This window comes from Streptomyces yerevanensis (assembly GCF_000716805.1).
Lineage (GTDB): Bacteria > Actinomycetota > Actinomycetes > Streptomycetales > Streptomycetaceae > Streptomyces > Streptomyces flaveus.
In genome coordinates this window covers 89,671-115,433 of record NZ_JNWJ01000011.1, presented here as the reverse complement: position 1 = coordinate 115,433, position 25,763 = coordinate 89,671, and the positions used below count along the sequence as shown (strand labels likewise).

Genomic DNA, 25,763 nt, shown 5'->3' with positions numbered 1-25,763 from the left:
GGGCAGTTTCGTCGCTGGATCGGACACAGGCACTGGAGGGCGCGAGGGCTTCTCGTGAGAATGTGACAGTCTCCCGCTCGACTGTCACATTCTCGCGCCACACCCACCGGTCCGGACGCTCGCGCGCACCGCACCGCTCCGCGGCCCCAACCGCTCAACCGTCGGAGGCAACCGCAGCCGCGCGAACCATCACGCAGTCGAACTCCACAACCCGCCCCGTAGCCGGTTCCCGAGTCACCGGGTACATGCCCGTGATCTCGAAGCCCGCCTCCTCGTAGATCGCCACAGCCTCGTGCATCTGCGGGCTGCCCTCGTAGAGCCGCAGGAGGGCGACCTCGGACTGCATGCCGACGAAGTCGTCGATGCGCTTGCCGGCGCCCGCGAAGACCTCCAGGTCGTAGCCCTGGGTGTCCATCTTCAGGTAGGGCCGCGGGTCGGCGATGCCGTCCAGTGCCTCGTCCATCACCGCGTCGAGGCGACGGATCTCGATCTGCTCCATGGTCGACTTGGCGAACCGCTTATAGCGGCCCTTGCCGTATTCGGTGGGCGGGAGAAGGGAGTTCATGGAGTTCCAGTTGGAGTGGATCTCCATGGTGGCTTCTTCACGGCCGAGGCCGCAGTTGTAGACGTGCCAGTCCGGGTCGTTCTCCGCCTTCTTCTGCAGCTTGGCGAAGTGCTCGGCGGTCGGCTCGAAGGAGACGATGCGGCCGGTGTAGCCGTGGCGGCGCAGGCGGCTGCCGTACTGGCCGGCGTTGGCGCCCACGTCGAAGACGACGTTCACCTGGTACTTGTCCAGCAGGCCGTTCACATGGTGGGCGCACAGGTAATCGGCGGCGGCCAGCTGGAAGACGCGTTCGTCGCCCTTCGCCGCCTCCGGATCGAACAGCAGGTGCGCCCCGGTCTGCCCGAGCGCGGCGTTCTTCCACTTCGCCGTCTTCGGCTTGGCCTTGGGCCCTCCGCCACGACTGCGGCTCACCAGCCACGCGTCCGGCCCCACGGGCGTCACCGCGTAACCGCTGCTTCGGCGGGCCAGCAGATCCGCCCCCGCCTCCAGAGAGATCCGGGCACGGCCGCGTCGCCGGGAGACCAGGGCCTCTCCCGGACCGATATCGAGCACCTGCACCCCGAGCTTGGGGGCCAGCTTGAGTAGTCGCCTGTAAAGGGTCTGCATTCAGACACCTTTACATGCGAGAGGCCATTAGTTGAACCGATCTCATAACTTCCTGTTCATGCGGGCGCCGGAAGCAGCCCCGCGGGCGTTCACACAGATCCCGGAACGCTATTGCCCCATGCTCTCAGGGCCGAGGCCCCCGCCCCGCCGGCTCCGGCGCACCCTCCGCCTCCGCCTCCGGAGGCGGCGTCGCCGCCCGACGGCGGACAACGGCCGTCAGGCGCGTGGCCACCGGCTCCGTGAAGCGAGCCGTGAGGGGGCCGACGATGACCAGGATCAGCACATACGCCGTGGCCAGCGGCCCGAGGGACGGTTCGATGCCCGCCGTGACCGCAAGCCCGGCGATCACGATCGAGAACTCGCCGCGCGCCACCAGCGTGCCACCCGCCCGCCAGCGACCCTTCGTCGAGATCCCAGCCCGCCCGGCGGCCCAGTAACCCGTGGCGATCTTCGTGACGGCGGTGACCAGGGCCAGAGCGAGCGCGGGCAGCAGTACCGGCGGAATGCTGGCCGGGTCGGTGTGCAGGCCGAAGAAGACGAAGAACACGGCGGCGAACAGGTCCCGGAGCGGGGAGAGCAGATTGTGCGCGCCCTCCGCCACCTCCCCGGACAGCGCGATGCCGACCAGGAACGCGCCCACCGCCGCCGAGACCTGGAGCTGCTGGGCGAGCCCGGCGACCAGCAGGGTCAGGCCGAGTACGACCAGGAGCAGCTTCTCGGGGTCGTCGCTGGAGACGAAACGGGAGATGAGGCGGCCGTACCGCACCGCAACCATCAGGACGAGCGCCGCCGCACTCAGCGCGATGGCCAGCGTGACGCTGCCCGAGGCGAGGCCCGCGCCGGCCAGCAGCGCGGTGATGATCGGCAGATAGACGGCCATCGACAGGTCTTCGAGCACCAGGATGCTGAGGATCACGGGAGTCTCACGGTTGCCGAGCCGCCCCAGGTCGCCGAGGACCTTGGCGATGACTCCGGAGGAGGAGATCCAGGTGACTCCGGCCAGGACCACGGCGGCCACCGGACCCCAGCCGAGCAGCAGCGCCATGACCGCGCCCGGCACGGCGTTCAGGGCGGCGTCCACCAGGCCCGCCGGGTACTGGGTCTTGAGGTTGGAGACGAGATCGCTCGCCGTGTACTCGAGGCCCAGCATGAGCAGCAGCAGTACGACGCCGATCTCGGCGCCGATCGCCACGAAGTCCTCGCTGGTGCCCAGCGGCAGCAAGCCGCCCTCCCCGAAGGCGAGTCCGGCGAGCAGATACAGCGGGATGGGCGAGAACGAGAACCGTCCGGCGAAGCGGCCCAGCAGCCCCAAGCCGAGGATGATGGCACCGAACTCGATCAGAAAAACCGCGGAGGTGTGCACTGCCGGTTCACTCCCGTCCGAGTATCGCCGCGGCCGCCTCCACGCCCTCACGGGTGCCGATCACGATGAGGATGTCCCCGCCGGCCAGCCGGAAGTCCGGCGCCGGCGACGGGATCGCTTCCGCCCGACGCAGCACGGCGACGATCGAGGCGCCGGTCTCGGTACGCATCTGCGTCTCGCCGAGCAGCCGTCCGTTCCAGTACGAGCTCCCGGACAGTTCGAGGCGTTCGGCCACCAGGCCAAGCTCGGTGGTGGACAGCAGGTTCGGGCTGTGATGCGTGGGCAGCAGGGCGTCCACCAGGGCCGCCGCCTCCTTCGGCGTCAGATGCACGGACAGGGAGCAGGCGTCCGGGTCGTCCGTGCGGTACGCGCTGAACGTCCGGTCGCCGTCGCGGTGCGCGACCACCGAAAGCCGGCGCCGCTCACGTGTCGTCAGGTCGTAGCGCACCCCGATCCCCGGCAACGGTGTACTGCTCAGGCGTGGTGTGCCCATGGCTGGTCCCCTGTCCGATCCCGTACGTACGTGTCCACGGGGCTGTCTACGCCCCACACACGCACCGTACGCAACCCACATGAAGGCCGGCGCCCCTGGGCGGAACGCCGGCCTCCACGGTCAGCCGGTCACTTCGATCTTCCCGTTGGCCGTCTCCGCGGATACGGCCGTCTTGCCCGCCGTGATCCCCTTCAGCAGCTCGGCGAGGTCAACTCCCGTGGTGGAGCTGAGGAGTTCCATGCCCTGCGCGACATTGTCGGCGACCGTACGCGACAACTGGCTGGCGCCGTCCGTCGAGATCACCGTCATCTTGTCCACCGCGGAGAGCGGCTCGGAGGCCTTGGCGACGACCTGCGGCAGCACCTCGACGAGCATCTGGAGCACGGCCGCGTCGCCGTACTGCGCGAACGCGTCCGCCTTCTTCCGCATGGCCTCCGCCTGGGCGGCACCCGTCGCCCCGATCGCGGCGGCCTCCGCCTCACCCTCCAGCCGGACCGCCTCCGCGATCGCCGCACGCCGGGACCGCTCGGCCTCACCCTGCCTGAGGCCCTCGACGGCCTCCGCCTCGGCCAGCGCGGAGCGGCGCTGCTTCTCGCCCTCACCCGACAGCCGCGCCCGCTCGGCCTCCGCCTGCGCGGCCGCGATGGCGGCCAGCCGCTCGGCCTCGGCCTGCTTCACGCGGGCCACCCGCTTGGCCTCCGCCTCCTGCTCGGCCTCGTACCGCCGGGCGTCGGCGGGCTTACGTACCTCGGTGTCGAGCTGACGGTCCTTCAGTGCCGCCTGGCGCTCGGCCACCTTCTCCTGCTGGATCAGGACGTCCTGCTGACGAGCGGCCTCGGCAAGCGGACCTGCGGCGTTGGCCTGCGCCGCCGCCGCATCCGTCTCGGCCTTGATCTCGGCCTGCTTCAGGGCGAAGGTCCGCTGTGCGATCGCGATCTCCTCCTCCGCCTTCAGCCGCGCCTGCTCGGCGGCCCGGCGGGCCACGGCCTCCGCGATGTCGGCCTCCTGCTTGGCCCGCGCGGCCTCCGGACGGCCCAGGTCCTCCAGGTAGGAGCCCTCGGTGGTGATGTCCTGGATCTGGAAGGCGTCGAGCACCAGGCCCTGCCCGGACAGGCTCGCCTCGGCCTCCTCCGCCACCTGACCGGCGAACGCGGCCCGGTCCCGGATGATGTCCTCCACCGACATCCGGCCCACGATGGACCGCAGCGCGCCGGAGAGCACCTCCTGGGTGAAGCCGACGATCCCGTTCTGCTGCATCAGGAACCGCTGGGCCGCGGCCCGGATCGAGTCCTCGGAACCGCCGACCTTGACGATGGCGACGCCTTCGAGGTTCGCCTTGACACCGCGCAGCGTGACCGCGCCGCGCACCGAGATGGGGATGTGCCGCGAGGACAGGTCGAGGGTGAACTTCTGCTGCACGAACGGCACGACGAACACGCCGCCGCCGACCACGACCTTCTGGCCGCTGTTGTCGGTGAAGATGCGGCCGGTCTCCGGGTCGGTGGACTTCTTGCCGCGCCGCCCGGTGACGATGAACGCCTGGCTCGGCCCGGCCACCTTGTAGCGGGTGACGACGACGAGCGCGAGCAGCACGAGGAGTACGACGACTCCGACGACGGCTATGAGGACTGGACTCATGATGAATTCCCCCCTGCCGGCCCCGTGGACGGCAGATCGGTGCGTACGAATGATGTGCGGGGTGTGGGGTGTGCTGCGTGGAGTGTGGTGTGCGGGTCAGCGCTCGACCGGGCGGACCTTCACCGACGTCGTCGACAAGGTCGCCTCGACCCAGATCTCGGCGCCCCGCGCGATGGGAACGGCGCTCTTGGCCGCGTACTTCACCGGCTGGCCCGCGAGATACACCAGCACCTCGCCATAGCCGTCGGCCGGGATCGCGGTGACCACGGAGCCCGAGGAACCCACCAGGTCTTCACTGCGCGGGGTGACGTCGGGATCGTCCCGCATCAGGGCCCGGCTGAACCTCCAGGTCAGCCAGCCCGCCCCGGCACCCGCGCCGACGCCCACGGCAGTCGCAGGCCCGGCGCCGAGCCCGGTTGTCCCCAGGACGATCGCCCCCGTGAAGCCGAGCATCGACACGAACCCGGCGATCACCGGCAGCGACAGCAGCCCGTCGAACAGCCCGTCCAGCACCCCGACCCCGTCGAAGATCCCTTCCAGCACCCCGTCGAAGACGAGCGCCAGGACGAGCAGAACGATCCCCGCGATGCCGAGACCGAGAAAGAAGGTCATGCGGTACGCCCCCCGTGTCCCCCGCGTACGCCGACCACCTCGGCGTACGGAAATCATCTCAGGCATGTGCCCCATCGCACACTGCCGTACTCCGGCAATCTTTACGCCGTCTTGATGCCGGTTCCGGCCCATGTGCAGGGGGCCGGCCGCGGGCCAGGATGACGGGGCAGGAAACAAGGGGAGCACGGGGGAGCTACGGGGGACGGATACGGGCCCCGGTGCCGGGTGTCGAGGGGGAAGACACCAGCACCGGGGCCCAGCCCTGTGCCCTGTTCCGGCAGCGAACCACTCCCTGGCGGTTCACCCCAGCCGCGTATGCGTTAGAAATTAGAAAGGCGTCAAGGGCTGATGACGTATCCGGGGGTGCTGATGGCGGGGCGGGACGTGCCCGAGGAGTATCTGGACGGGCTCGCCGCCATCCTCGCGGACGCCTCCGCGACCGGCCGCCGGCTGACCCGCGACGAACTCGACTCCCGCCGGGCGCTGGGCGAACGGGCCGCCGAGGCCGGGTACGGGCTCCGCGCCCTCGTCGGCGCGCATCTCGCCGCCGCCCGCGCCCACTGGCCGGCCGCGAACCTCGCGTCCACGGACAGTGTGCTGGCCGCCGTCGAGCAGACCGTCGACGCCTTCGCGGAGGGTTACGAGCGGGCCCAGCGTCAGGCCGTACGCCAGGAGGAGGCGGCGCGGCGGGAGTTCATCGACGACCTGCTGTACGGACGCAGCGACCTGGGCCGGATCGCCGAGCGCGCCGAACGCTTCGGGCTGCGTCTCTCGCACGCCCACGCCGTCGCCGTGGCGCAGGGCAGGGCCGGGTACGACGAGGGGGACGCCGTCTCCCGCGAGGTGGAGCTCGCGCTGATCGGCCGGTTCGGCGACCGCAGCATCCTCGTGACCACCAAGGACGGGCGGCTCGTCTGTATCGCCCCCGGCGACCAGGACGAGGTCCTCGCCTTCTTCGCCAAGCAGGCGTACGCGGCGACCGACGGCGGTCAGGTCGCCATCGGCCGCCCCCAGCCCGGGCCCGGCGGGGTCGTCCAGTCGTACGAGGAGGCCCTGAACGCCCTCGACCTGGCCGAGCGCCTGGAACTCGACGCCCCCGTACTCCGCGCCGCCGACCTCCTCGTCTACCCCGTCCTCACCCGCGACCGCCAGGCCATGGCGGACCTGGTGCTCAATGCTCTGGGCCCGCTGCAGCAGGCCCGCGGCGGTGCCCGGCCCCTCCTTGACACCCTCACCGAGTACTTCGCCTCGGGCTGCGTCGCCGCGGAGGCGGCCCGTCGGCTGTCGCTGAGCGTGCGGGCCCTCACCTACCGGCTGGACCGGATCCACCGGCTGACCGGCGCGAATCCCGCGGACCCGGTGCACCGGTACACGCTGCAGACGGCGGTGATCGGGGCGCGGCTGCTGGACTGGCCGGAGAAGGAGTTCTGAGTCGGCGTTTCCGAGCGGGGTTCGGGGGGAGTCGTCGCCCCTCGGCCCCGTACGGCAGGATTCGGCCATGACCGAGCGAGCCACGACCGAGCGCGACCGCCCCATCCGCGTCCTGATCGCCGACGACCAGGACATGGTGCGTACCGGCTTCCGTTTCTTCCTGGACGCGCAGCCGGACATCACGGTGGTCGCCGAGGCGGCGGACGGGGAGCAGGCCGTCGCACTGGCCCGCGAGACCCGGCCGGACGTGTGCCTGCTCGACATCCGCATGCCGAAGATGGACGGTCTGGAGGCGACGCGGCTGCTGGCGGGACCGGAGGTCCCGGACCCGATGCGGGTCGTCGTGGTGACCACCTTCGACCTCGACGAGTACGTCTACGGGGCCCTCCGCGGCGGAGCCTGCGGCTTCCTCCTCAAGGACTCCGGCCCCACTCTGCTCGCCGAGGCGGTACGCGCGGCCGCGGCGGGCGACTCCCTGGTGTCCCCGTCCGTCACGGTCCGCCTCCTCAAGCACGTCACGGCCGCCACGGCGACGCCCGCCCCGGCCGCACCGCCCCCGGCGAAGCCCCAAGAACCGCTCACCGACCGCGAGTTGGACGTCGTACGCCTGGTCGCCCTGGGCCGCACCAACGCTGAGATCGCCGCCGACCTGTACGTCTCCCTCTCCACGGTGAAGACCCACTTGGCCAGCGTCCAACTCAAGCTGGTTGCTCGGAACCGTGTCGAGATCGCGGCGTGGGCCTGGCAGACGGGGGTGGCCTCCGCCGGTTGAACGGGTGCCTCCAGGGGTGGTGGGTTCGGTCCGTTGGCGACTGCGGGTTGAGTGTGGCTGGTCGCGCAGTTCCCCGCGCCCCTGGGTGGGTGGGGGGTGCGGGGTCGTGGGCCGGTGCGTCAGCCCGTCGCCAACAGGGCATACGGCCCTGGCCTGGTACACGGTGCGGGTTCTCCGAGACCGAAGCTACGCGACGGGCATACGACGCACCGGCCCACGACCCCTCCCGCCGGGGGGAGGGTGCCGGTTCGTTGGGGTGCGGGCTTTTCCGGGGTCCGGGAAAGCCTGGGTCTACTGGTGCGCCGCCGCAAGTCTGTGGGCTGATCGGAGCCCTGGTGAATTCGCCCTGAATTTCGGTAAGTTGACCGTACTTGACCCCGCCCCGCCAAGGGAGCCCCAGTCGTGCCCCAGCAGCAGAAGACCTTTCGTGCCATCGATGTCGGTGACGGCAGCGATGGGGTCTGGGTCGCTCATACGCAGGCCCTGTGGCCGGCCGCGGACGGGTGGCTGACCGAGGAGAGCAAGACCCCGGAGGGAGCGGCCCGCGCGCGGGAGTTGTTCGAGGTCCATATGCCGGAACTGGTACCGGTACTCGACCGGCTCGCGGCCGGGCTCGACCGCCCCAGGGGCGAAACCTTCCTCACTCTCGCCGGCATACGACCGTTCTTCGCGGGCTGCAGCCAGATCGGAGTCGGCGGCACCCTCATGCGCAACTACGACTTCGACCCCGCCGACTGCGAAGGCACCATCGTCGCCTCCCACTTCCTCCGCCCCGTGATCGGGATGCAGGACGCCGGCTGGGGTCTCCTGGACGGCATGAACGACGCCGGGCTCGCCGTCTCGCTCACCTTCGGCGGACGTTTCGTGCACGGCCCCGGCTTCGCCATCCTCATCGTGCTGCGCTACCTCCTGGAGACCTGCGAGACGGTCGACGAGGCCGTCGACAAGCTGCGTACGATCCCGATCGCCATCCCCCAGAACGTCACCCTCGTCGACGCCGACCGCGCCATGACCGTGTACGTCGGCCCCGACATCCCCCTCACCGAGGCTCCGGACGCCTGCGCCACCAACCACCAGCACCTGCCGGTCTCGGACGAGCAGGAAGAGCAGAGCCGAACCCAGGAACGCCTGGCCACGGTCCGGGCGGCGGGTCCGGACCTCCCGGCACTGCTGAAGCCACCGCTGTACAACTCCGCGTACGACACGGGCATGGGCACCGTCTACACCGCCCACTACCGCCCCACCGAGGGCCAGGTCACCTACCACTGGCCCACCGAAAGCTGGGACCAGTCCTTCACCGACTTCACTCCGGGGACGCGGACGGTGACCATGGGACGGGCGGAATGACGCCGTCCGGCTCATGCCCCACGGGCACGGGAACTGGCATACGTACAGACACGGCCGTTCGTACGGACATAGGCGTACGTACCGACACAGCGGTACGTCACGACGCCGTGCCGCTCGGCATCGTCCGCGCCGGAGCAGGCGGCGCATCTGTCGTCGGCGTAGGCGCGGCTCCCACCACCGCGACCACCGCCCCCGGCTCGATCCGCCTGTACAGCCACTCCGCGTCGCCGCGGCGCAGCCCGATCCAGCCCGCCGTGCTGTCGTAGTTGCCGGGCGCCTTCTCGTCCAGGGTGAAGGCGACGATGTAGTTCGTACGGTTCTGGGGGGTACGCAGCTGGATCACCCAGGGCGTCTTCGTCTCGTACCCCCGCCCGAACCCGAGCGTGTCGGCGGGCAGGACGGCGACCTTGTACTTGCCGGTGACCGTCATACGGCCCGTCGGCGTGGGCGTCTTGGCCGCCCCCGCGGAGATGGGCAGGACGCGTCCCCCGACGACCAGTTCACGCCGCGAGAGGTTGACGGTCGCGGCGGGCACCGAGCCGGCGACGGACGAGGGGCCCGGTGCCTTCAGCGTGGCGGCGGGCGGCGCGGGCGGCCTGGAGTGGCCGTCCTTTCCGCCGCCGTCCTTTCCGCCGACGAACGCCATGCTCAGGACCAGGGACACGGCCGCCACCGCGCCGGCACCGACCGTGGCGAGGGAGGCGTGACGGCGCCGTCGGCGGCGTACGGCACGGCGGCGGATCTCAGCGCCCGGGACAGGCAGCGGGGTCTCGTGGTCCTCGGCCAACTCATGGAGGGTGCGGGCCAGTTCGCGGTGGGGCTCGGCGGGCGGCCGGGGCTCATCGGACACGATCGTCCTCCCTCTCAGCCAGTTCGTCGGCCTCGCTCAGCCACCGCGCCAGCGCCGCGCGGCCACGGGACAGCCGGGCCTTGACGGTGCCCACGGGCGCACCGGTTTCGGAGGCTACCTGCTCGACGGTGAGGTCGCACAGATGGTGCAGTACGACGGCCCTGCGCTGCGCCTCGGGCAGCGCCCTGAGCGCCTCGACCAGCGCGGTGCGCTCGGGCCCCGGCCCCGGCATGTGCTCCGGCGGCGGATTGCGGCGCACGAGTTCCAGCCAACGCCGCGCCCGCCGCCAGCGGCTCACCGCGAGTCGCATCGCGACGGTACGGATCCACGCCTCGGGAGCCCCTTCGGCCAGGAACTCCCGCCGCCGGTCCCAGGCACGTACGAACGCCTCCTGGACGACGTCCTGCGCCTCACTGTGGTCCCCGGTGAAGGCGTAGAGCTGGCCGGTCAGCCGCGGGAACGCGGCGGCGTAGAACGCGTCGAACTCTTCCTCGGTCATGCCCCCCGCCGGAGTCTGCGGGACGCCGTGCGACCCGGTCGTCCCTGCCGCGTGTACGGGTCCCTGGGTCGGGTGTACGGGTCCCTGGGTCGCGTACATCGAAGCACAACACGGGAGTCGGCCGAGGGGTCAGCCGGGGGTCGGCCGGTTTCAGCGCTTCTCGTACGGGTTCGAGGGCTGGTCGACGCGTTGCACGGAGGTGGCGTTCAGGACCGGGCGGGCCTCGTCCGAGCCGGGTGTGCCGGTGCGGTGCCAGGTGCCGGTGACCGTGACCCAGGTGTCGCGGGCGGGGGCTTTCGCGCCGCGGACCTGGACCTTCAGGGGCGCGGCGTCGGCGGCGCAGCAGTTGACGAAGAGGCGGGCGACGTACCACCTGCCGTCGTCGTCCTTCGTCACGAAGCCCGTCAGCCGGAGGGTGCGCCCCTTCATGGACGCGCCGCTGTCCCACTGCGCGCGCGACGCGAACGAGTTCAGGGTGAGCTCGACCGGGTCCCCCGCCGGGAGCTTCGGGAAGGTACCGACGCCCTGTGCCGCGACCTTCGCCTCCTCGCGCTCGGCGCTGTACGAGCCGAGGGCGGGCGGCGGGTAGAGGAGGAGGGCGAGGGCGGGGGCGGCGAGGAGCCAGGCGATACGGGGGCTGCGGCTGTGGTCGTGACCGTGATGGTCCTCGTGCCCGTCCTCACCCTCATGGCCATGGTCGTCGTCGCCGTGATCACGACTGTCGCCGTCACCGTTCTCACGCCTGACGAGGCCCAGCACGCCGAGCACGACCAGCAGCACCCCGGAAATGATCAGATACGGCCGCAGCCCCTCCTTCACATACCGCAGATACAGCTCGCTGAAGAGGGACACCCTCAGCAACGCCGCCCCGCACAGAAGCAGCAGCACCCCCTGCGTACGGAACCTCATAGCAGCCACCACCCCACACCCACACTGCTCGCCACGGCCACGACCCACGTCACGGACGAGAACCGGATGGCGAAGGCCCGCCCGAAGGTACCCGCCTGGAGGGCGAACAGTTTCAGATCGACCATCGGCCCGACCACCATGAACGCGAGCCGCGCGGTCGGCGAGAACCCGGTCAGCGAGGCCGCGACGAAGGCGTCGGCCTCGGAGCAGACGCACAGCACGACGGCGAGTACGGCGAGCAGCAGCACCGACAGCCAGGGCGAGTCGGTGAAGAGGTCGAGCACGGAGCGCGGGACGAGGATGTTGAAGGTCGCCGCGGCCGCCGCGCCCAGTACGAGGAAACCGCCCGCGTGCAGAAAGTCGTGCTGCAGCCCGTCCCGGAACCCGCGCCACCCGGTAGGGGACGTGCCCTTGCCGGTCGTACGCCGCCGGGGCAGCCACTCCTCCTTCCCGAACCGGACCCACAGCCACCCCATCACCACGGCGGTGCCGAGCGAGGCGACGAGCCGGGCGCCGACCATGGCCGGGTTGCCCGGGAAGGCGATGGAGGTGGCGACGAGCACGACCGGATTGATGGCGGGCGCGGACAGCAGAAAGGCCAGCGCGGCGGCGGGCGCGACACCGCGCCGCATCAGACTGTCGGCCACGGGCACGGAAGCGCACTCGCACCCGGGAAGCACTACCCCGGCCGCCCCCGCGACGGGCACGGCGAACGCCGGTTTCTTCGGCAGTACGCGGCTGAAGACCCGCTCCGGCACGAACGCCCCGATCGCCGCCGACACCGTCGTACCCAGCAGCAGAAACGGCATCCCCTGCACGGCGATGGCCGTGAAGACGGTCCACCAGGCCCCCATGGCGGGCGTCGCGAGATCGAGCGCGAACATCGGCCCGAGCACGGACCCGACGGTGACGATCGCAACGAGGGCTACGCCCCCGACGACGACATACACGAACCCCCGCACGGCCAACCGCACCCCGTCGGCCAGACTCCCTCGCTCCTCCACGCCCCTTGCTTCCCGCCTCGCCCAGTCGTACGTCCGTACCTCCGTACGTCCGGGCAGATTAACCGGTGCCGCTGTGCGGACACCTCGGTGCCTTGGTGTCAGGCGCGCGCCAGTGTGCCCGCGATCAGCGTGGCGACGGCGTTTTCCAGGGTGGCGCGCAGGTCCAGGCGGAGCGCGATCAAGGTGGGGTCGGCTTCGTAGGCGGCGAGCGCGCTGGCGGAGGGCCGGCAGTAGCTCGAGAGGGTGCCGGCCAGGACCAACGTCATCATGGCCACCGTCCGGGCGCCGTCGCCGAGTTCCGGCACGTACTGGCGGATGAGGTCTGCCGTGGCCGTGATGCCGGCGACGGCGGACCGCTTGTGCCGCACCACGACGTCGACGGACACGTTGTGCTCCAGCACATTGCTCTGGGCGTTGACGAGATCGAGCAGCACCGTCTGGCGTGCGAGGGACGCGCTGAGTACCGCGGCCACCTGGTCGCCGCGCTCACGCGCCGACAGGCGTGGGTCGACACCCTTGGCCAGTTCGTCCGGCACCTCCGCCAGCGCTCTCGCCATGGCGCGCTCCAGCAGTTCGAACAGCACCTCCTCACGGGACTCGAAGTAACGCAGCACGTTCGACTTGGCCAGCCCGACCCGCCGGCTCAGCTCGTTCAGGCTCAGGTCGGCCACCGGCATCTCGTCGAGCATCGCCGCCGCCGTGTCCAGGATCGTCTGGCGCCGGATCTCGCGCTGCTCCTTGCTGCGTGCGCGCTGGAATGTCATGCGTCCCAGTTTACAAACCAGCGGTCTCTTGACAGCAGACCGTTGGTCTCTTACTGTCGAGGCCATAAGAGACCGACGGTCTACAAGGAGACTGACATGAAGTGGACCGAGCGTGACATCCCCGAGCAGAAGGGCCGGGTGGCGGTCGTGACCGGCGCCAACACCGGCCTCGGCTTCGAGACCGCCCGTGCTCTGGCGGACCACGGGGCAACGGTGGTGCTGGCCGTGCGGGACGTCGACAAGGGCAGGCAGGCGGCCGCCCGCATGTCCGGTGACGTCACCGTGCAGGAGCTGGACCTGACGTCACTGGAGTCGATCCGCGCCGCCGCGGCCGACCTGCACGGCACGCACACGGGGATCGACCTGCTGATCAACAACGCCGGTGTGATGAACCCGCCGAAGCAGATCACGCGCGACGGGTTCGAGCTGCAGTTCGGCACCAACCACCTCGGCCACTTCGCGTTCACCGGACTGCTGCTGGACCTGCTGCTGCCCGTGCCGGGCTCGCGGGTGGTGACGGTCAGCAGCGTCGCCCACCGCATCCGGGCCGCCATCCACTTCGACGACCTGCAGTCGGAGCGGTCCTACAGCCGAGTCGCGGCCTACGGGCAGTCGAAGCTGGCGAACCTGATGTTCACCTACGAGCTGCAACGCCGCCTCGCCTTGCACGGCACCACGATCTCGGTGGCCGCACACCCGGGTCTGGCCAACACCGACCTCATGCGCAACTCCCCCGCCGTGCTGCGGGTGATCGCCCCCGTGATCGCGCCCTTGATAAGCCACAAGCCGGACATGGGCGCACTGCCGACCCTGCGCGCGGCCACCGACCCCGACGTCCGCGGCGGCCAGTACTACGGCCCGGACGGGATGGGCGAGTACCGAGGACACCCGAAGGCCGTCGAGTCCAGCCCGGAGTCCCACGACCGGACCGTCCAGCAACGCCTGTGGACCGTCTCCGAAGACCTCACCGGCGTGAAGTTCCCGGTCTAGGCCTTGGGGAGGGCCGGCGTCTCGCTCATCAGGTTGGCGTGGCTTTGTCGTCACACGGGCCGGTGACGGCAAAGCCGGGGCCACCGGAAATCCAAACCGGCCAGCAGTGCCGGATCCCACACCTGCGGAGCCGGCGCGAGGGCGAATCCGCGGCCCGGGCGGCGCGCGCGTGGGCACGCCATGTCCATGTTCTCCCTGGGGTCACCTGTGACCGTTGCGGGGCAGTTCGGCGTGCCGTACCGCGTCAGAGGCCAGGGCGATGGCCACGCCCAGGCCGGCGAAGATGCCGCAGCCGACGAACACCGGGGCGGCGCCCCAGGCTCCGATGGCGGCGCCGACCAGCGGGTAGCTGAGGGGCGCGAGACCGACCATGGTGAGCATGACGACGGAGGTGACCCGGCCGAGATAGGCCGGGTCCGCCGCGGTCTGGATGAGGGCGTTGTCCAGGCTGCCGAAGACGCCGGCGTTCAGCCCGATGACCGCGGCCAGCACCACGGCGAGCCACAGGGTCGGCACCAGTGCGATCGTGGCGGCGCCCGCGCAGGCCATGAGCAGCGTCCCGGCCAGCATCAGGCCGGCGCGCGGCAGCCAACCGGCGATGGCGAGCAGTGCGGCGCTGGCCGCTGCTCCTGCACCGAAGCCGCTGACGATCCAGCCGTAGCCGGAAGGGCCCCAGCCGCGTTCGGCGTTGAGGAGCACCATGCCGACGTTGAGGGTGCCGATGAGCCCGAGTTCGCAGACAGCGCCGACGGCGACGAGCGGGCCGATGAGGCGGTGGCGGCGGATGTAACGCAGCCCGTCGAGCAGGTCCTGTCGCGCGGTGCCGGGCTCCGGCTGCTTCTCGTCGCGCGGCCCGAGGGGCCGTATCCGTATCGTCAGCAGGAGCGGCAGGGACAGTGCGATGAGCAGGCCCGCGACGGTGAAGGCGGCTGCAGGTCCACCGAGTCCCATGGCCAGACCGCCGATCGGCGGGCCCGCGATCTGGCTGAGGCGCATCGACAGCGAGCGCATGCCGGTGACCCGGGCCAGCTGATCCGGGCTGGTGATCCGCGGCGGGAGGGCACCGACAGCGGGTACGAACAGTGCGTCCACGGCGCCGAAGACGAGCGCCACCGCGACCAGGATCCACAGAGCCGGCGCCGTCAGTGCGATGCCGGCGGCCACCGACAGGATGAGGAGACAGCGCAGCGCGTCACTGCCGAGAATCACCCGACGAGGGTCGAACCGGTCGGCCACCACGCCACCGCCGAGCATGAGTAACGCCCGTGGTAACGCCCCTGCGGCCATGACGAGACCGACTTCGGTGGGACCGGCGGCCTTGTGGGCGGACCAGCCCAGGGCGACGAAGTACACGCTGTCGCCGACGAGGGAAGCGGTGTATGCGGTGAGCCAGCGCAGCACGTTGCCGTCGCGGTAGGCCGGTGTGGTGGCGCGTTCGGACAGGGCTGTCTCTGCGGTGGCCATGGAAGGCTCCAGTGAGTCGGGGATACGGCCGGGTCAGGGCCGGAAGGGGAAGCCGTAGAGGTGCACGGACACGTGCTCGCGGTCCTCGGTGTCACCGGTCGCCTTGGCGGCCTTGCCGCGCTCCCGCCAGCGCCGGGCCAGCGCCTCGAGCTCGTCGCTCATCTCGGCGAGTTCAGCCGGAGTGAGGTCGAGCAGCCACTCGGAGCTGAAGGACGCGTCAGTCCACGCCTTACCCCAGGCGGACTTCTGATCGAGATACGCGCGGTACTGGGCGACGCGGGTGTCGAAGATGCCGCGGGTCACCGCGCCGACCGCGGCGGCCCCCTCGGGCGTGTCCGCGAAATCCGAGTCGCGGAAGCCCCAGCCCTCCTCGGACGCCACCTTCCACCACCGCTCGCGGCCGTCGGCGCCCTGGCCGCTCGCCTGGGTCACGAAGCCGTGCTCGGCCAGCTTGCGCAGGTGGTAACTGACCAGCGACGGCGTCTCGTCGACATGCTCGGCGAGCTGAGAGGCGGTTGCGGTGCCCGCGGCGTACAGCATCCGGTACAGCTGCATCCGCAGCGGGTTCATGAACGCCCTCAACCGCGACAGCTCGGTGATCTGCTCAGGCTCGTGCTTCGGTCGCATGCTCGCACCGTAGATGTGAAGCGAAAACTTCGCAATAATGCCTTCAGGTTTCCGCTCGATGAGCTCGACGAGAAGGACCGGCTCCGCACAGAGGCCCGCGACGACCGTCGTCGCCTTACGAGAGCCCAGTCAGGGCGAGGAACCTGCCGCCAACGGTCTTGAGGACCAGGCGCGATCGGTCATGGGGTCTACGCGTCGGCGCCGTACGTCCCGTACTCCGGAAGCCCCGTCGACTCGTAGACGAGGATCGTCAGGCCGCCCGGTGTCGTCTCGTTGCTCAGGAGTCGTAGGCCCGCCGGGGCGCCGCCGTCCGGGAACAGGCGGCGGCCGGTGCCTACGACGACCGGGGCGATCGCGAGGCGTAGTTCGTCGATCAGGCCGGCGGCCAGCAGGGACTGGCCGAGTCGGGCGCTGCCGTGGATCTGGAGTTCGCGGCCGGGCTGCAGCTTCAGTTCGGCTACCTGGGCGGGGATGTCGCCGGAGAGGATCGTGGTCGGGTTCCAGTCGGCCTTGGTGAGGCTGTGGGAGGCCACGTACTTCGGCAGGCCGTTCAGGATGGCGGCGGACGGGTGCTCGGTCATCTTCGGCCAGTCCCGCGCGAAGTTCAGGTACGTACGGCGGCCGAACAGGAACGCGTCCGCCTGCCCGAGCCATGTGCCGGCCAGTCGCTCGAACTCCTCGTCCAGATGCGGCACGAACCAGCCGCCCTGCGTGAATCCGTCACTCGTGTCCTCATCCGGGGCACCGGGCCCCTGGGAGACGCCGTCCAGCGACAGGAACTCCTGCAGTACCAGCTTCATCGCGCACCACTCTCTTTAGGCAGGGGGCCGCCAACCGCCCCCTCTCCCTTATTGACCTGGTGCCGCGCGGAAACTCATCGGTCCGGGAACCGGAGCCCTCACTGATGCGGCCCCGCCGCCCCCGCGCTGATCAGGGCCGCGCAGGCGACGACCGCGGCGCACAGGGCTGTGAGGTAGCGGACCGAGACATGGCGGGCCGTGACGTGGAGCGCCGAGACATAGCGTGTGGACATGCGTCGGAACACGGCGACAACCTCGCATCGTCAGTGCGTTAAGTGAGGGCAATCGTAGGTTTAACGCGCAACTTAACGTAGGGCGGAACGGACTCCGGGGCAAGAGGGGTCGTCAGTCTCCTGCCCGCTTCCCGCGAGCACTAACTGGCTTGCCACAAGCGGAAGTTGACTTGTCAGTAGCGGTAAGCCGACGCCGGCTCCGGCGCACCCGTCGCTTTGACGCATCCGCTGCCTTGGCGCATCCGCTGCTTTGAGGGGTGGGGTGGGGTAGGTGTGCGCGCGGAAATGTGACAGGTGGGGGTGGGAGTGTCACATTTCCGCGACTACATGCCGGGGGGCTAGAGGGAGGTTACGAAGGCGGAGAAGGCGTCGGGGGTGACGGTGAAGGCTCCGCCTTCGGGGTTCTTGGAGTCGCGGACGGCGATGTGGGGGGTTAGGCCGGCGACCTCCACGCATTCGCCGCCGCTCGTTCCGCTGTACGTCGACTTGCGCCACTCGGCGTTGCCGAGCGGGGCGCACTCGACGCAGTCACCTCCGGTGTCGCCGCTGTAGCTGGACTTACGCCACCGCACGCCCGTCAGGTTCCGGTTGGTGCCCATAACGTTCCTCCATTACGCGCGCGATCAGCGCCGCCGAGTCCTTCACGGAGAGGGCAGCGGCCTTCAGATGATCGTAACGGAGCGCCCCCTCTTTGAAAGCACGCGAGTCGGCTGTCATGTGCCCTTGGACGAAGTCCTCGGTGTAGACGAGATCCGGGTCGTCGTCGAAGCGCAGGAGGTTGAACGAGCCCATCTGTCCCGGGTGTTGGCCCACCTCGAAGGGCAGTACCTGGAGCTGCGTCCAGCCGTCCTTCGTGAAGTCCAACAAGCGCGCAAGTTGGTTCCGCATGACTTCACGGCCACCGACCTCCTGGTGCAGCACCGCCTCGCTCAGCACCACCCACAGCAGCGGAGGCTCATCCCGCGCCAGGATCCGCTGCCGATCCAGCCGAGCCGCGACCTTCGCATCAAGGTCCCCTTCACTCCGTACACCCAACACGGCTCGCGCGTACTCCTCCGTCTGCAGAAGCCCGTACACCAACTGGCACTGATACGTGGAGAGGAAAGTCGCCCTCGCCTCCATGTCCGCGTACGGCTGGAACCAACTCGGCAGCTGTGATCGCAGCACCAGCCCAATCAACCGCGAAAAGGCGCCCTCCGTCTCCAGCGCCACATCCACCCGCTCGCTGAACTCCCGCGTCGGAACCTTGTGCGCCGTCTCGATCTGCCCGATCAGGGACCCGGTGCAGAACACCGCGGCACCCAACTGCTTCTGGTTGAGCCCCGCCGCTTCGCGGAAGCGGCGCAGTTCCGCGCCGTAGTAGTCCAGCGGACTCGCGCTGGGATCGAGGTTGCGGATATTGACCATGGGGCGCCAACTCCCAAGTGCACACGGCACATCGTTTCGTTCCGGGTGTAGCCGAGCGTAATCGGATCACTCCACTCTGGTGGCGTGAATCATGCAACTGACCTTCCAGAGGCGGGGCTTGGCGCCAGGTATGGCGGCAGCTTCACCGTCGGTGACCATTCGGCCCGGCACTTGCGCCGCGTTCTCCGGGCGTACCTGATGGCATGGCAGATGCCCGAACTGATCGACGCGGCGGGCCTCGCGCTCACGGAGCTGGTCGCGAACGTCGTACGGCACGTACCGGGGCGACGCTGCTCACTGCTGATGCTGCGGCAGCCGGAGGGGGTGCGGGTGGAGCTGACGGACGCCTGTCCCTCGCCGCCGTTGTCCACAGCTGTGGACGAACTGGCGGAGGGTGGCCGGGGGTTGCTGATCACCGAGGCGGTGACGGACCGGTGGGGCTGGCAACCGTTGGCGGACGGGCGCCCCGGCAAGACCGTGTGGTTCGAGTGCGACGCCAAGGCACGGACATGAAGACATGACCGTACGCTGCAACTTGTGACCTCTCCCGCCGCCCGTACCGCGCTGGACCTCACCGGGGATCTTCCGCTCCCCGCCCTTGAGGACTTCTACCGCGACCTGCACCGCAACCCGGAGCTGTCCCTCGCCGAACACCGCACGGCGGCGAAGCTCGCGGAGCGGTTGCGGGCGGCCGGGTACGAGACGGCCGAGGGCGTCGGCGGTACGGGGGTGGTGGGGCTGCTGCGCAACGGCGACGGGCCGACCGTTCTGCTGCGCGGCGACATGGACGCGTTGCCGGTCGCCGAGGAGACGGGGCTGCCGTACGCCTCCGAGACGCCCGGCGTCATGCATGCCTGCGGGCACGACCTGCACGTCACCTGGCTCGCGGGCGCCGCGTCCGCGCTCGCCGACGGGCGCGACACCTGGTCCGGCACGCTGCTCGTGGTGGGCCAGCCCGCCGAGGAGACCGGCATGGGGGCGGCGGCGATGGTCGGGGACGGGCTGTACGAACGTTTCCCGCGCCCCGACGTCCTGCTCGCCCAGCACGCGACGCCCGGGCCGACCGGGCTGTACGCGCACTCGCCCGGCCTGATCATGTCCGCCGCGACGGACGTCGACATCGTCGTGCACGGGGTGGGCGGGCACGGGTCCCGGCCCGAGGCGACGGTCGACCCGGTGGTGACGGCGGCGTACATCGTGACGCGTCTGCAGACCGTCGTATCAAGGGAGTTGGCGGCCCGCGAGTCCGCCGTCCTGACGGTCGGACGGATCGAGGCGGGCACCCGCCACAACATCATCCCGACCGAGGCGCACATCGCCCTCAACCTCCGTACGCAGTCCGCCGACGTACGCGACCGGATGCTCGCCGCGATCCGCCGCATCGCGGCGGGCGAGTGCGCGGCGGCGGGCTGCCCTCGCGAACCCACGGTCACCGTCGGCAGCAGCTTCCCGGTCACCGTCAACGACATGGACACCGACCGCCGCATCGCCGCCGTCCACGGCGAGGTCTTCGGCGCGGGCACGGTCCTCGACTTCGGCCCCGTGATGGGCAGCGAGGACTTCCCCTTCCTCGCCGAGGGCGGCCTCCCGTACGCGTACTGGTTCGTGACGAGCACCCCCACCGACGTATGGAACGCGGCGGCCACGGCCGGCGACCTGATGCAACAGCTCGCGGCGGTACCGAGCAACCACAGCCCGCACTTCGCGCCCGACCTGGGGACGGTGGGGCCGGGGGTGCGGACGTTGGTGTCGGGGGCGCTGGAGATGCTGGCGGGGCGGTGACCTCGCGGGACGGTGACCCGGAAGGCTTCACCGCCTTCGCTCAGTCAGCGATGTCGACTCCGTAACCGCGTGCCAGGGCACCGAGCCCATGGTCATAGCCCTGGCCGACAGCGCGCAGGCGCCACAGCGGACCTCTGCGGTAGATCTCCGCGAGCAACATGGTGCGTTCGGTTGTCGCGGCGTCCAGGGTGGCCCGGGCGAGTGGCGCCCCGCTGCTGCCGGGGGCCGCACCGATCTGGATCGCGCCGGCCGTCCCGAAGGTGGTGGCGCTGTCGATGGCCGCGGCGACGACGACCTTGCGGGTCGCGGGCGGCAGGGATGCCAGGTCGAGGGCGATGGTCTGTTCGGCCGGACCGCCGGTGAGGAGCCGCACGGTGCCGGCGGTGCTCTCCGGGGCGCCGTAGAAGATGAAGTCCTCGTCGACGGTGACCTGTTCGTCCTCGTCGAGGATGAAGGCGACGACGTCGATCTCGCAGTCGACCTGCGGAGCCCAGCTCGCGGTGACGTACCAGTCGGGTGCGGGTGTGCCGTGCGGCATGGGCAGGTCGATGACGCCGCCTCTTGGCATCACCTGTGGGTCTTGTGCCCGGCGGACGGCCGCCGTGCCCTGGTCGGCGGCTGTCGGTGCGGTGAGCCAGTGTGCGTCGTGTACGGGGAGTTCAAGGGCGGTGATGCGGTTCATGCGGCGGTCCTTCGGGCCGCCGACGAGAAGGACGACGTCGGTGACGCTGGCCGACAGGTTGATGGCCGCGGATCCGCCCAGCTCGACGACACGGGTACGGGCCGCGACGGCGTCGGCATGGACACCGCCGAGCACCAGTACTCGGCGGCCCCTCAGCGGCTCGTTCGAGGTGGTGACCGGGTTCTCGTTCGCGGGCAGGCGGGGAGCGGGATCGGATACGCCGGGGGAGAGCGCTGGGAGGACGGGCACGGCCGGGACGGGTGCGGCCGGGACGGGTGCGGCCGGGACGGGTGCGGCCGGGACCGGTGTGGCCGGGACCGGTGTGGCAGAGCCTGTGGTGGATACGGGTGCCTCGGCCGGGACTTGTGTCGTGGCCGACGTGGCCGACGTGGCCGGCTCCCTCACCGGTGCGAGCACGGCGGCAGTGGCAGCCGTCGCCTCATGAGCTGTCCCGGTCCGTACGTCGGTCAGTAGCCGCAGGAAGGTGTGCTCATCGATGACGGGCACGCCTTCGGCGATGGCACGTCGGGCCTTTGCCGAATCGGACGCCGGCTCGTTGGTGACGAGAGCGCTGGTGTGCCGGCTGACGGTCGTCATCATGTTCAGCCCGGCGGCAACAGCCCGCCCGACCAACTCCGCCCGGGCGTGGGCGGTCTCACCGGTGATCGCGATCTTCATCCCCTGCTGGAGCGGCCCGCCGGGAACCAGCCGTCCCGGGTTCCGGTACGCGCAGGGCGTCTTGGACGGCTTCGGCGTGAACTGGGATTCCGCCCGTGGTGGGCAGGCCACCAGCGGCAACGGCAGATCGAGCCGTGCCGCCTCGCGCAGCGATGCCCGCAGGATCCCTGCCAGCACGCGGGTGTCGTCCAGTGCGTCATGCGCCTTGACCTGCGGTACGCCGTAGTGCGCGGCGAGGGTGCCCAGTTTCATGTCGTTCGTCGGCGGATCCACCTGGCGGTTGAGGGCCAGGGTGCACAGCCGCTGCGACACCGGCAGCCACATCCGCGCACGGGCGAACTCGTGGGCCAGGAAGTCGTAGTCGAACTGGGCGTTGTGGGCGACCAGGACCCGGTCCTGGAGCATCGCGCCGATCCGCCCGGCGACCTGGTCGAAGGTCGGTGCGCCCCGCAACCGCTCGGGCGTCAGCCCGTGCACGTCCACCGGTCCCGGGTCGCATCCGGGGTTGAGCAGCGTCGAGAACTCCCCGGTCTGCTCGCCGTCCGGACCGATGGTCACCACCGCGACGGACAGCACCCGGTCCCGCCTGGCAACGAGCCCGGAGGTCTCGACATCGACCAAGGCCCAGTCGTGGGCGTAGTCACTCATAGCGGATACGCCGAACGAGGCGGAAGCGAGAGTCATGGCGCCAAGGATGATGCGCTATTCACCATTCCTTCAACCCGTATGCCGTTTTGCCCCGCTCTGGAGGGACGTTGTGCCATGCCGGCCACGAAGAGACCGCACGCAGGGCCAGGACCCCTGTCGCAAAAAGCGCGAACACACAGGGAGAGGATGTCCTCCACGCGCTCAAACGAGCGATGACTGAACACCGCAGGGAGAACTGCTCACGCCGTACGCACAACACCCTGGGCGGACCACAGGCCCGCCGACCGACTGCCACGATCGTTCTGTGACTTGGTGCGGGCCAGGCGACAGGACTCCGTTCCCTGCCCGCCGGATGGGACGAAGTGGACCATTACGGCGCGACGGAGTAGCTGAGGTCCTTCGCGGTGAGCGAGGCAGGCGCCAAACGCAGCCACATCGTGCCGCGTTCGCCCGGATCGTCGTGCAAGTAGTGCACGAAGCGCGCGTCCCACTGAGTTTCGTCTGCTCCCAAGTAGCGGGCGAGCTTACGCCGCCCCCTCGGCACGTCGAAGGGCACGAGCTCGGCCTGACCCCGAGCGATCACCTGCAGGACGCGCCCCGTCGCGAGATCGCATTCGTCCACCACGAGAGCGACGCTCGGATCCTCCTTCACGCGGTCGAACAACCGCGCCCATGGCCCTGTCAAGGTCCAGAAGGCGCCCTGTTCCCAGAGAAACCAGACAGGGCGCACCGTCGGCCCGCTCGTCGCGATGCGAGCGGTGAGCGGCTGCTGCAGGAAAGAGTCCACATCAAAGTCACGAGGTGCCACAGCTCCAATCTTCTGATGCCGCCAGTCACTTGACCACCGACTTCCGACCTACGACCAGGGCCCCGTGCACACGACGCACGCGGAGGCGGCGCGATGGATGAGCAGTGGAGGAAAGGCCCCTTCGACGAGAAGTTGCTCGACTGAGCCATCGGCTGAGCCTGAGCTCTTGGCCCGCTTCTTACGGAGCCGTGACGTGCCGGGCGCGGAAGCGTCGTTCGGCGGGGTGCGGGCCTAGCGTTCCCGTTATGCGAGTACTGGTCACCGGCGGAGCCGGGTTCATCGGGTCGGCGGTTGTGGCGGCGCTTCGGGCGCGGGGGCATGAGGGGGTCGTCTACGACCTCGTGTCCGGGGGCGATGTGCGGGACCGGGACGCCGTGGGGCGGGCTCTCGACGGGGTGGATGCCGTGTGTCATCAGGCGGCGATGGTGGGACTGGGGAAGGGGTTCGAGGACGCGGCCGCGTATGTGAGCAGCAATGATCTCGGGACCGCTGTGCTGTTGTCCGCGATGGCGGACGCGGGGGTGCGGGAGCTGGTGCTCGCCGGGTCGATGGTGGTTTACGGGGAGGGGCGGTACGAGTGTGCGCGGCACGGGGTCGTACGGCCGGGGCCTCGGGATGTCGCCGATCTCGACGCCGGGCGCTTCGAGCCCAACTGCCCTGTCTGCGCTGCAGAGTTGGCGCCGGGGCTCGTGGGTGAGGACGCTCCCGTCGATCCCCGGAACGTGTACGCCACGACCAAGCTCGCCCAGGAGCATCTGGCCGCCTCCTGGGCCCGTGCGGTGGGCGGGCGGACGGTTTCGCTTCGGTACCACAACGTGTATGGGCCGGGGATGCCGCGTGACACTCCGTACGCCGGGGTCGCCTCCTTCTTCCGGTCCGCGCTGGCGCGTGGTCAGTCGCCTCGGGTCTTCGAGGACGGGGGGCAGCGGCGGGACTTCGTGCATGTGCGTGATGTGGCCTCCGCCAATGTGCTGGCTCTGGAGGCCCTTTCGGACGCGGCCCCGTTCAGGGCGTACAACGTGGGCAGCGGGGATCCGCACACCGTGGGCGAGCTGGCCGCTGCGCTGGCCGCCGCCCATGGAGGGCCTGCGCCCGTCGTCACCGGGGAGTACCGGCTCGGCGACGTACGGCACATCACGGCGGATTCGGCGCGGGTGCGCGGGGAGTTGGGGTGGAAGCCCGAGGTGGGGTTCGAGGAGGGGATACGGGAGTTCGCCACGGCGGCGGGGCTGAGGGATCCCGGCTGACGAGGTAACGACCGGGTCGACCGGGTACTTCGTCAGCCCACCTGCTGCCCCACCTGCTGCGTCGTCCCGAGTTGCTCCAGACGCTGGTGTACGTGCTGGAGCGCGCCCTCGCGACGGCCCGGTACGCGTGCGCGCAACTCGGCGAGGGCGGCGCCCAGTTCGCGGGCCGGGCCCGCATCGGCGATACGGCCCCACTGGTGGTGGGCCCGGTCGACGGCCGCCTCGACGCCGGGTGCGTCCGAGGGCTGGCCCGCGCCGAGCCGTACGTCGGCCACGGCCAGCCAGGTCCGGCAGCTGCGCACGGCGTCCCCGGCGAACATGGCCAGGTCGGCCCGCACTTCCATCCAGTGCACGACCTCGTCCGAACCGGGCCCGTACGTACGCAGCGCGTCCTGCTCCCAGTGTGCGGCCAACCCGTCGGCGTCATCGTGCTGTCCGGCCTCCACGGCGGAGGCGATCTCGGCGTGAGGGTCGGAGGAGTCGGAGGGGGCGGATGCCTCCGGCGGCGGGGCAGGCGTCTCCGGCGGCGCGGCGGCGGGGACGAAAGGCGCGGGCGCCTCCGGCGGGGAAGCAGCGGGGAGGAAGGGCGCGGGAACGGCGGGGGCAGGCATGAAGGGTGCGGGCTCCGCGGCAGCGCCCGCATCCCGCGCCGCAGCCGGCTCCGGCACCGCAGGCGCGGAGGACATTGCAGCCGCGGCCGTGCCCGGCATCCCGCCGGGCTCCGGCACCGCGAGCGCGCCCGGCATCGCGCCCGACCCTGGCACCGTAGCCGCGCCCGGCATCACACCCGCCCCTGTCGCCCAAGACTCCCGCATCGCCCCCGACTCCACAGCCAGCACGAGGTCCCGCCGGACGGCATCCGGCTCCTCCCCCGACACCCGTGTCAGTGCCTGCTGGTGCAACTGGGACGGCGCCGGGCGGTGCCCGCTGCGCAGGATCGTCGCGACGGACTTCATGTACGTCGGGACCGCGAGCGTCCGCCGGGGCGGGGGCGGGGCGATCCGTCCGTACAGCCGGGCTCCCGGGCCGACGGCGAGCGGCTGCGTGATCAGGTGCTGCCAGGTCTCCGCGTCGGTGTGGAGGTCGACGAACACCGTTGTGCTGCCGGGGGCGCGCAGCCGCAGCTCCTCGCGGATCCAGTGCCAGGGGAAGCCGGTGTAGCGGACGGTCGACGGGGTCGTACGGGCCAGGGCCAGGTGCGGAAGCCGTTGGCGGCGGTCGAGTTGGAGCTGGCCGGTGAGGAAGACCGTCAGCGGGCCGGGAGCCGTCGCGGCGGCGCGCAGGCGGGTCAGGACGGCCTGGGGCTCCAAGGGGTCGGCCAGTTCGACGACGTTCGCGGTGTCCGCGCCGGAGAGCACCGCGGGCGCCACCGCCGCGAGCACGGGAAGCACCGACGCCGCGTCCACCAGACACCCCTTGCCCGCCGGCGAAGCCGCGAGCAGCAGCACCGTTCCAGGCATCGTTCCCGCCCCCTCCCCATCGATCAGCACGTCAGCACCGTAACCGCTGCGCGTGCAAAGCGGGGACAGAGGGAGCCATGGGAA

26 protein-coding genes are annotated in these 25,763 nt (G+C 70.5%); 7 read left to right on the top strand and 19 right to left on the bottom strand.

All coding sequences use genetic code 11. The features are described from left to right. Positions 1 to 154: 154 nt before the first annotated feature. The 5 genes from OP79_RS13835 to OP79_RS13815 all read right to left on the bottom strand — a co-directional run bounded on the left by OP79_RS13835 (position 155) and on the right by OP79_RS13815 (position 5,277). Complete coding sequence (locus OP79_RS13835) at positions 155 to 1,171, bottom strand: FkbM family methyltransferase (RefSeq protein ID WP_033320451.1); 1,017 nt, start codon at positions 1,169 to 1,171, stop codon at positions 155 to 157. A gap of 124 nt (positions 1,172 to 1,295) precedes the next feature. After that, on the bottom strand, positions 1,296 to 2,534 hold the full coding sequence (locus OP79_RS13830; protein WP_033320450.1) for a cation:proton antiporter: 1,239 nt from the start codon (positions 2,532 to 2,534) through the stop codon (positions 1,296 to 1,298). Positions 2,535 to 2,541: 7 nt separating this feature from the next. Continuing rightward, a complete protein-coding gene (locus OP79_RS13825) occupies positions 2,542 to 3,027 on the bottom strand; it encodes a cation:proton antiporter regulatory subunit (protein WP_033320449.1) in 486 nt (161 codons plus the stop codon). A 120-nt stretch (positions 3,028 to 3,147) separates the two neighbouring features. Beyond that, positions 3,148 to 4,665 carry a flotillin family protein gene (locus OP79_RS13820; RefSeq protein WP_033320448.1) on the bottom strand — a complete coding sequence of 506 codons (1,518 nt, stop codon included), beginning with the start codon at positions 4,663 to 4,665 and terminating at the stop codon, positions 3,148 to 3,150. A 96-nt stretch (positions 4,666 to 4,761) separates the two neighbouring features. Continuing rightward, positions 4,762 to 5,277 (bottom strand): hypothetical protein, encoded by a 516-nt coding sequence (locus tag OP79_RS13815; protein ID WP_033320447.1) that lies wholly within the window; start codon positions 5,275 to 5,277, stop codon positions 4,762 to 4,764. A gap of 369 nt (positions 5,278 to 5,646) precedes the next feature. On the opposite strand from OP79_RS13815, the gene OP79_RS13810 reads away from it, so the two are divergent. The 3 genes from OP79_RS13810 (at position 5,647) to OP79_RS13800 (ending at position 8,827) form a co-directional block, all read left to right on the top strand. After that, a complete protein-coding gene (locus tag OP79_RS13810; RefSeq protein WP_033320580.1) occupies positions 5,647 to 6,708 on the top strand; it encodes a PucR family transcriptional regulator in 1,062 nt (353 codons plus the stop codon). Positions 6,709 to 6,775: 67 nt separating this feature from the next. After that, a complete protein-coding gene (locus OP79_RS13805) occupies positions 6,776 to 7,480 on the top strand; it encodes a response regulator transcription factor (protein WP_051744631.1) in 705 nt (234 codons plus the stop codon). A gap of 402 nt (positions 7,481 to 7,882) precedes the next feature. Further along, the gene (locus OP79_RS13800; RefSeq protein ID WP_033320446.1) at positions 7,883 to 8,827 is read left to right on the top strand and encodes an acyl-CoA--6-aminopenicillanic acid acyltransferase; all 945 of its coding nucleotides are present in this window, start codon (positions 7,883 to 7,885) and stop codon (positions 8,825 to 8,827) included. Between the two features lie 97 nt (positions 8,828 to 8,924). Here the strand turns inward: OP79_RS13800 and OP79_RS13795 are convergent, their stop codons facing one another. The 5 genes from OP79_RS13795 to OP79_RS13775 form a co-directional block, all read right to left on the bottom strand. After that, on the bottom strand, positions 8,925 to 9,677 hold the full coding sequence (locus OP79_RS13795; RefSeq protein ID WP_033320445.1) for a L,D-transpeptidase: 753 nt from the start codon (positions 9,675 to 9,677) through the stop codon (positions 8,925 to 8,927). Further along, a complete protein-coding gene (locus OP79_RS13790; protein WP_033320444.1) occupies positions 9,667 to 10,176 on the bottom strand; it encodes a SigE family RNA polymerase sigma factor in 510 nt (169 codons plus the stop codon). The genes OP79_RS13795 and OP79_RS13790 overlap by 11 nt, the downstream gene beginning before the upstream one ends. Positions 10,177 to 10,326: 150 nt before the next feature. Beyond that, positions 10,327 to 11,085 (bottom strand): TIGR03943 family putative permease subunit, encoded by a 759-nt coding sequence (locus OP79_RS13785; protein ID WP_033320443.1) that lies wholly within the window; start codon positions 11,083 to 11,085, stop codon positions 10,327 to 10,329. Then, positions 11,082 to 12,089, bottom strand: a complete 1,008-nt coding sequence (locus tag OP79_RS13780) for a permease (RefSeq protein ID WP_033320442.1) — start codon at positions 12,087 to 12,089, stop codon at positions 11,082 to 11,084. The genes OP79_RS13785 and OP79_RS13780 overlap by 4 nt, the downstream gene beginning before the upstream one ends. A gap of 98 nt (positions 12,090 to 12,187) precedes the next feature. Then, complete coding sequence (locus OP79_RS13775; RefSeq protein WP_033320441.1) at positions 12,188 to 12,853, bottom strand: TetR/AcrR family transcriptional regulator; 666 nt, start codon at positions 12,851 to 12,853, stop codon at positions 12,188 to 12,190. Positions 12,854 to 12,949: 96 nt separating this feature from the next. On the opposite strand from OP79_RS13775, the gene OP79_RS13770 reads away from it, so the two are divergent. Continuing rightward, complete coding sequence (locus OP79_RS13770; RefSeq protein WP_033320440.1) at positions 12,950 to 13,843, top strand: SDR family NAD(P)-dependent oxidoreductase; 894 nt, start codon at positions 12,950 to 12,952, stop codon at positions 13,841 to 13,843. 201 nt (positions 13,844 to 14,044) lie between these two features. Here the strand turns inward: OP79_RS13770 and OP79_RS13765 are convergent, their stop codons facing one another. The 6 genes from OP79_RS13765 to OP79_RS13745 all read right to left on the bottom strand — a co-directional run bounded on the left by OP79_RS13765 (position 14,045) and on the right by OP79_RS13745 (position 18,374). Further along, the gene (locus tag OP79_RS13765) at positions 14,045 to 15,307 is read right to left on the bottom strand and encodes an MFS transporter (RefSeq protein ID WP_033320439.1); all 1,263 of its coding nucleotides are present in this window, start codon (positions 15,305 to 15,307) and stop codon (positions 14,045 to 14,047) included. 33 nt (positions 15,308 to 15,340) lie between these two features. Then, positions 15,341 to 15,934 (bottom strand): winged helix-turn-helix domain-containing protein, encoded by a 594-nt coding sequence (locus OP79_RS13760; RefSeq protein ID WP_033320438.1) that lies wholly within the window; start codon positions 15,932 to 15,934, stop codon positions 15,341 to 15,343. Positions 15,935 to 16,122: 188 nt separating this feature from the next. After that, positions 16,123 to 16,734 carry a dihydrofolate reductase family protein gene (locus tag OP79_RS13755; RefSeq protein ID WP_033320437.1) on the bottom strand — a complete coding sequence of 204 codons (612 nt, stop codon included), beginning with the start codon at positions 16,732 to 16,734 and terminating at the stop codon, positions 16,123 to 16,125. A gap of 98 nt (positions 16,735 to 16,832) precedes the next feature. Next, the gene (locus tag OP79_RS58025) at positions 16,833 to 16,967 is read right to left on the bottom strand and encodes a hypothetical protein (protein ID WP_281193183.1); all 135 of its coding nucleotides are present in this window, start codon (positions 16,965 to 16,967) and stop codon (positions 16,833 to 16,835) included. A 338-nt stretch (positions 16,968 to 17,305) separates the two neighbouring features. Continuing rightward, positions 17,306 to 17,566 carry a DUF397 domain-containing protein gene (locus tag OP79_RS13750; protein WP_033320436.1) on the bottom strand — a complete coding sequence of 87 codons (261 nt, stop codon included), beginning with the start codon at positions 17,564 to 17,566 and terminating at the stop codon, positions 17,306 to 17,308. Next, the gene (locus tag OP79_RS13745; protein ID WP_033320435.1) at positions 17,526 to 18,374 is read right to left on the bottom strand and encodes a helix-turn-helix domain-containing protein; all 849 of its coding nucleotides are present in this window, start codon (positions 18,372 to 18,374) and stop codon (positions 17,526 to 17,528) included. Before OP79_RS13745 ends, OP79_RS13750 begins: the two co-directional genes overlap by 41 nt. A gap of 84 nt (positions 18,375 to 18,458) precedes the next feature. Here OP79_RS13745 and OP79_RS13740 point away from each other — a divergent pair, with 84 nt between their 5' ends. Together OP79_RS13740 and OP79_RS13735 are read left to right on the top strand one after the other, a co-directional pair. Then, a complete protein-coding gene (locus OP79_RS13740) occupies positions 18,459 to 18,887 on the top strand; it encodes an ATP-binding protein (protein ID WP_033320434.1) in 429 nt (142 codons plus the stop codon). A gap of 24 nt (positions 18,888 to 18,911) precedes the next feature. Next, on the top strand, positions 18,912 to 20,156 hold the full coding sequence (locus OP79_RS13735) for an amidohydrolase (protein WP_033320433.1): 1,245 nt from the start codon (positions 18,912 to 18,914) through the stop codon (positions 20,154 to 20,156). A 40-nt stretch (positions 20,157 to 20,196) separates the two neighbouring features. On the opposite strand, the gene OP79_RS13730 is transcribed toward OP79_RS13735, so the two are convergent. After that, positions 20,197 to 22,200, bottom strand: coding sequence for a TerD family protein (locus OP79_RS13730; protein WP_033320432.1), 2,004 nt, complete (start codon positions 22,198 to 22,200; stop codon positions 20,197 to 20,199). Between the two features lie 334 nt (positions 22,201 to 22,534). Continuing rightward, on the bottom strand, positions 22,535 to 22,972 hold the full coding sequence (locus OP79_RS13725; RefSeq protein WP_033320431.1) for a pyridoxamine 5'-phosphate oxidase family protein: 438 nt from the start codon (positions 22,970 to 22,972) through the stop codon (positions 22,535 to 22,537). 245 nt (positions 22,973 to 23,217) lie between these two features. Here OP79_RS13725 and OP79_RS13720 point away from each other — a divergent pair, with 245 nt between their 5' ends. Then, complete coding sequence (locus tag OP79_RS13720; RefSeq protein ID WP_033320430.1) at positions 23,218 to 24,219, top strand: NAD-dependent epimerase/dehydratase family protein; 1,002 nt, start codon at positions 23,218 to 23,220, stop codon at positions 24,217 to 24,219. Between the two features lie 32 nt (positions 24,220 to 24,251). Here OP79_RS13720 and OP79_RS13715 read toward each other — a convergent pair whose 3' ends face one another. Next, positions 24,252 to 25,679: a hypothetical protein gene (locus OP79_RS13715; RefSeq protein ID WP_033320429.1), complete on the bottom strand. Its 1,428-nt coding sequence runs from the start codon at positions 25,677 to 25,679 to the stop codon at positions 24,252 to 24,254. Between the last annotated feature and the right edge of the window lie 84 nt (positions 25,680 to 25,763).